2 protein-coding genes and 1 pseudogene are annotated in these 958 nt (G+C 47.0%); all 3 read right to left on the reverse strand.

Going from position 1 to position 958, the window contains the following annotated elements:
• Positions 1–137 (reverse strand): annotated as a pseudogene (locus tag A3729_RS31405) (aspartate aminotransferase family protein); the annotation flags it as partial.
• Between the two features lie 19 nt (positions 138–156).
• A complete protein-coding gene (thiE, locus tag A3729_RS07080; RefSeq protein ID WP_068510028.1) occupies positions 157–798 on the reverse strand; it encodes a thiamine phosphate synthase in 642 nt (213 codons plus the stop codon).
• A 1-nt stretch (position 799) separates the two neighbouring features.
• The coding region (locus tag A3729_RS30685) for a CopD family protein (RefSeq protein WP_197475645.1) at positions 800–958 on the reverse strand (159 nt) is incomplete at its 5' end.

The following is a 958-nucleotide window of genomic DNA, read 5'->3' on the forward strand; positions in this document are numbered from 1 at the left end:
TCTACTAAATAGGCGCCTTCACCGCGTTCAAAGAAAATGGGAGTACCTTCAACACCTTTAAATGCGCGCACCGGGGAGTTTACGCCGCCTGGGATCACACTTTGGGCATCGTTGAAAAGATCTTCGGATCGAGACATATTGGAACCTGTTTCTAAATTAATAAGTTTGAATTTGTTTAAATGCGGCGCTTAGCGCCAGCGCAGCTTGGTAGATATCTGCCTGGCCAAAGAGACTATTAATGACCGCAATATTATGAGGAGGAGTATCTCTGAAGCGAGCAATATTGTCTATGCTAATACCCCCAATGGCTAGTACGGGAATACTCAATTGCAGTGCTTGCTTGAATGTTTCCAGGCTACATGGAGGCGCTTCTGGCTTAGTTTGTGATTCAAAAAAACGACCAAAAGCACAGTATGATGCGCCTTGGTTAATACAGTCCTGAGCATATTGCAGGTCACTATGGCAGGTAACGCCAATGATCTTTTTGTCGCCGAGTGCTTGCCGTGCTTCGCTTAAGTGGCCGTCAGATTTTCCAAGATGCAGCCCATCTGCATCGCTGTCGAGGGCCAGGGCCAGGCTGTCATTAATGATTAGTGCTGCCTGGTACTTATGGCACAAGGCTTTGAGTCGGAGTGCCTTGGCAAGCGCCTGATCTGGCTTTGATTGCTTATCCCGATATTGGATAACACGGCAGCCACCTTTAAGCGCACTTTCTACCCCGGTAAACAGAGACTCGCCAGGAAGCAAAGAAGGATCAGTAATGCCGTATATGCCTTGCGGGAGTGTCGAGACCGGCATGTTAAAAGGGCTTCACAACAACAAGAATAACGATGCTAATAAGCAGTAATACCGGGAACTCATTAAACCAACGATAAAATACGTGGCTTCGGGTATTATTGTCGCTAGCAAACTGCTTGAGAATCTTGCCGCAATAGAAGTGATAGCCAACAAGAATCGC

The sequence above is a fragment of the Oleiphilus sp. HI0043 genome (genome assembly GCF_001634935.1).